The 4,745-nt window shown below is 57.6% G+C and carries 3 protein-coding genes and 1 pseudogene; all 4 read right to left on the reverse strand.

Annotation, left to right across the window (positions count from 1 at the left end; translation table 11 throughout):
• Positions 1–213 precede the first annotated feature (213 nt).
• Positions 214–1,488, reverse strand: a complete 1,275-nt coding sequence (locus M2282_RS30890; RefSeq protein ID WP_280812582.1) for a type VI immunity family protein — start codon at positions 1,486–1,488, stop codon at positions 214–216.
• Positions 1,489–1,604: 116 nt separating this feature from the next.
• A complete protein-coding gene (locus M2282_RS30895) occupies positions 1,605–2,627 on the reverse strand; it encodes a PoNe immunity protein domain-containing protein (protein ID WP_280812583.1) in 1,023 nt (340 codons plus the stop codon).
• Positions 2,624–4,288 carry a hypothetical protein gene (locus M2282_RS30900; protein WP_280812584.1) on the reverse strand — a complete coding sequence of 555 codons (1,665 nt, stop codon included), beginning with the start codon at positions 4,286–4,288 and terminating at the stop codon, positions 2,624–2,626. The genes M2282_RS30895 and M2282_RS30900 overlap by 4 nt, the downstream gene beginning before the upstream one ends.
• Positions 4,285–4,745: pseudogene (locus tag M2282_RS30905) on the reverse strand (hypothetical protein); the annotation flags it as partial. The pseudogene M2282_RS30905 and the gene M2282_RS30900, both read right to left, overlap by 4 nt.

The following is a 4,745-nucleotide window of genomic DNA, read 5'->3' on the forward strand; positions in this document are numbered from 1 at the left end:
GAGAGCACGCCCGCGTGGTTGGCCGACGAATCGGTGCCTGCGGACCAAGGCGGAAGATCTTGTCCGTTGTAGAGCTGCTGGCTCACCACCGGCCGATCGATGTCGCCTTCGATGAACGACACCAGCACCTCCGGACCGACGCGCGATTTGTCATGAAATCGATGGTCCGAAGCGCCGCCCCGCGAACGCCACAAACCAATTTGCCTTGAAGCTTCAGACCTTAGCCGAAGACTGATCGATGTCCCATTGCCAAAAAGTGGCGCCGTACTGACTGCCTTCAATGACAGGCATGACTTCGCCAGCTTTGAAGTAGCGGCGACTGGCGACCTTGGCGGGTGTAATCCACCAGCCCGATTTGGAACACAGGCCACCACCTTCGACACGATCCGGGCTCGCTGGCGATTGCGCCACCGATGCAGCAGATGGGGTGTTGCTGTCACCGACTTCAAGCTGGCGTCCCAGCGCATCCGAAGCTACGTCGAAACGCGTGAAATACGGCAAGACGTCCTCCTGCGAAGCGAGCTCGCCCGGCGTGTTGCCTCGGTGATAGCGAATGTCGGCAACGCGGATCGGCTTGAGCACTCGATTTAGCCAGACATAGCGGGGCGGCAGGCCATCGTTCTTGTGGCCGGGTTCGGGGTAGGGGCCGGCCTGAATAAAGATGCCGCCATCGTATGGTTCGACCGTGAACGAGTCGGCCGGGAGTTGATCGCGCAAGTGTTCCAGTCCACCAAGCTTTTCAATCCAATCGGTGCTCAGGAAGTTGAGCCAGTGGGCGCCGGTAATGCCCTTGGGTTTTTGATCGTAGTACGAATACAAGCCACTGAGCTGCACGCTCGGCACGTCGATGTCTACTCCGCTAAAAATCTTAGACATCTGCGCCTCGGTCCGACGCGTTGTGCTTTCCTCGTTGTAGGTTCTCAGGAAGCCGAGGCCTCCGTAAGCCTGATTGGGTTTCAGACGAGAGGCGCAGCGTTTGATCAACGCGACGAAGTCGGTCAGTCGACCGTTAGCAATGAATTCTCTTGGGGCCTGAAGGCGGAGATAGGCAAATTGGGTCGGAAGTTCGGGGGCGCTATAGACATGGAAAGCTGCCAAGTCAAAGAGGTACTCGCTCGCATCGTCGTCGTGCACTCCGCCGCTGCCGTAGTACTGATAGCTTGCGAAATGGGCCGGGACATTCAAAATTTCATCAATCGGCGGCACCTTCTCGGTCGGCACTCGATAGGAAGGAACTGACGACCCTGGACCCATGAAGTCATACACCCATCGCCAGTTCTTGATACCGACCACCTTCCAGTAGTCATGCCAGCATTCGATCAAGGCGCGACGGACAGCCTCGTTCGAGGCCACCATTGGATGTGTGTGTTCGAAGTACAGCGTTGCATACAGCCCGATGCGATGCTCCACGAACTTCTTGTCGTCACGCCACAGTTCGGCACAGGGCTCGACGCGCTCAAGTCGTTTCAAGTAGGTTTCGATTGGCATGTTTGAGTCTCCTCAAGGGGCTGCGACGGCCGCGCGAAGGCCGGGGCAGGCTCGTTGGCCGGAAGGCACGTCCGCGTCGCCCTTTCTCTCTTATTGAGCCATCTCGAACTTGAATCTCAGAGCTTGGGCACAGACTGATCGATGTCCCATTGCCAGAACGTTGAGCCATAGTCGCTGCCTTCGATCACAGGCATCACTTCGTCCTGCTTGAAATAACGGCGGCTGCCGGTCAGCGCAGGCGTGAACCACCAACCCGGTTGCGGGCAGGGCTCACCGCCGACACCGCGCAGGTTCGACGGTTCCTCCTTGGAAGCGCTCTGCACCGATCGCCGCGGCATCGATCGCGCGAAGGCCGCGAGATCCTTGGGGTAGACCAGATGTTCGCGAAAGGGCGTGTCGTTCACGTCGTAGAGGTAAGCGACGGCGGCCGCCTCGAACGCCCAATAGCCAAAGTAACCGCCAGCCCCCCGGGGCGACTGATTCTTGTGGCTGTTGTACCAACCGGTGCCTTTCATTCCGAGGTACCAGGCCTTCAAGAACAACTCGATGTCTTCCTGCTTTTCCTCTTCGGGCGTTTCCGCTGTGGCATCCAGCAAGATGCCGTAAGGCACCTGCTGATAGCTGTTCTCCAGATAAGGACGATCGGGCAAATACTTGGCCAGGAGATCCTCGACCAACGCATCGTTTTCATCGGGATCGCTCCCCTTGAACAGCGAATGCACAGCCGGAATCAAGTCTTCGCGATGCAGAAGAATGGCCAGCGACAGCAACGCCACCACTCGGACGTAATCATCTTTGTACGCGAAGTCAAAGAGCGGCATCGTCGGCTCGTTCTCGTGCACCCGATTGAAAAGAGCCGCCTCTTCGTATGCCTGGACAACCACGCCGAATCGCTCCCGCAATTCGCCAATGAGGCACCCTGCGGTGTAGTCGAGCGACAGCATTTCGAAGAGTTGCCCAGCCTTGCGAAGTTGTTCGAGCCAGCGCATCTCGCTGGAAAGACTACCGTGCTTGAGGGCTATCTCAATGTCCTTCAACGTATGGGCGGGAACCCAGTCGCGCACAAAAAGGTAGTACTGCTCATCAAGGAATTGCTGTCGTCGACGCTGGAGAAACGATTGGGATTCTGATGTGCTCATGGTGTCAAGACTGGGGCTGGCCCTGTTTTCGCAGTGGCGCGGCTGCGCTCTTCGGCATTGAGTTGGGCATCACCAAACTCTCTTGTGATCGTGTGATTTGTATGGGTTTTCGGATCAATGGCGACACCACTACTGATGGCCTTTTCGATTGCTTGGTAGTGATCGACCACCTGAGGAATCGATACCAGCATCACATGTCGCGAGTAGTTGGGGCTTGCTCCAAACTTACGCAATATTTCGTCCCTGACATCCAGGTCATACGACTCTCTGACACGATTCTCTATCCATACGTGGCTCATCTGCATTACGTGCTTCACTGGCTTTTTTGGAGGTGTGGATGGACTCCCGCCGGCAGCGGGTGTTGTCCCACCGCGCCCACGCTTGCCTTTGCCGCCGCCCGCTGGCTTGGCTGCATCTTTGGCCGTTCGAACGTCGTCGCGATAGGTCTGTAACTCGTCCTTGTCATACACGTCGTCGAGCATCGACTTCAAGCTCGTCGTTGGTGTCATATAGCACTTGGCCTCCACGACCGCATACTTTTGCGGCCCAGTTGCTTTCTTGCGCCATAGGCCGTCGATGCCACGTCCACGTGGCCCTTGCAGCACGAGTTGCACGAGGTGTGTCCCATCATTGAGCTTTCCGGGTGAACTCAAGTTCTTGAGAGGACTGGCCTCCCAGCGCCCATCCTTACCTTTGTCATGGGCACTCCAGCCGAGCCCCCAAGCCTTGCCTTCCAAGCAGTGGTAATCCACGATGTGCTCACCCACGATGCCTTGAATCGTCCGCGTCACCTTCGCCAAGACGCTTTGCGTCGGCTGAGTGGTCTTGCTTCCGGTATTTACATGACCGGTATCCACCGATTGGGTTGGCCCGTCGCCTGTCCTGGGGTGCGTTTGCACAGGAGGTGCAGCCCCTCTTGTTTCATTCCCGGTATGGTTGGCTCTGGCTCGTGCTTCCGCTGCGCCGCGCGGACGCGACGACGTGGATGGCACAGCGGAAGCAATGGCCGTCAAGACAGCAGCAGTGTCTTCACCCACAAGGTGATTCACGAAATCCCGAACTGCGTTGACCCCTTCGGTCAATGGGCCCGATATCTTCCCGCGCATGGATTGAACCCCTGGCAATGCATCTCTGGCAACGCTCGCCAAACGGTCTGGAACCCACCAGTGGGGCGCGGAAAGGTAGATGAGCATCTGCTCCATGGCGTCCAGCGCCGCATTGGCCCGCGCAATTGCGTCGCGTGTGAGCGTGCCCCACTCAAGCGCCTTGATCCATTTGACTGCACCGCCCTTCGCCATTCCGAGCATGCGCTCCAGCATGTCCAATCCCGATCGCAACGCAGGGCCGGCGAGCCGCCGCTCTTTCCACAACGGCTTGAACACCATCTTGAAAACACTGCCAACCTCAGGAATTACTGCAATTGCAGCAAACCCTAGGTTCATGTAGTCCGACTTTTCAGCCGCAGCAAAACCGCCTTTGCGGTTGATGTGAAAAAGAACACCTGAGATATCTCGCGCATTCATGACCTGTTGAACGACTGGAATCAGGGCGATCGCACCGCCAACGATCTGCGCGGAAATAGGTTGTTCTTCGACGAAGTCCCCAAGAATCAATGCCTTCAACCAGTCGACGATGTCATCGACGATGCTCTGGGTCGTCATGATGTAACTCCTCCAGCCGTTTGCTCAATCCCACGGCGTTGTCGCTCCTCTTCGACGAGTCGCTCGCCTTCCGATTTCTTCGCCGGATCGTCCCACTCCGGAGTTTCGAGGGGAGGCGACTCCCAGGCTTTGGGATCTTCGCCATACTCAACGACGTATTCCTCGTTGGGGACCCCATCGATCCGTGCGAATCCCTTGGAGTCCAAGGAACCCGCAAAAACGGCACCGGCCTTGAAGTGCACCTTGTATGGCGCATTCGCAATGGGCGTCAGATCGTCGTAGTGATAGTTCAACTCGATGAAATACTTCGGATCACCGACGGCTCCGAACGGCAAGTACGGCAACTCCGCCGGGCTCCCCTTCGGCCCCACGAAACTCTTGCTCGTCCCCTTCACATCCAGCAACCCCGGCATCTTCAACGTGATGTTCGCCCCATCCAGCTCGATGCTCGTCTGCC

The organism is Variovorax boronicumulans (assembly GCF_029892485.1).
In the GTDB taxonomy this organism is placed as follows: domain Bacteria; phylum Pseudomonadota; class Gammaproteobacteria; order Burkholderiales; family Burkholderiaceae_C; genus Variovorax; species Variovorax boronicumulans_B.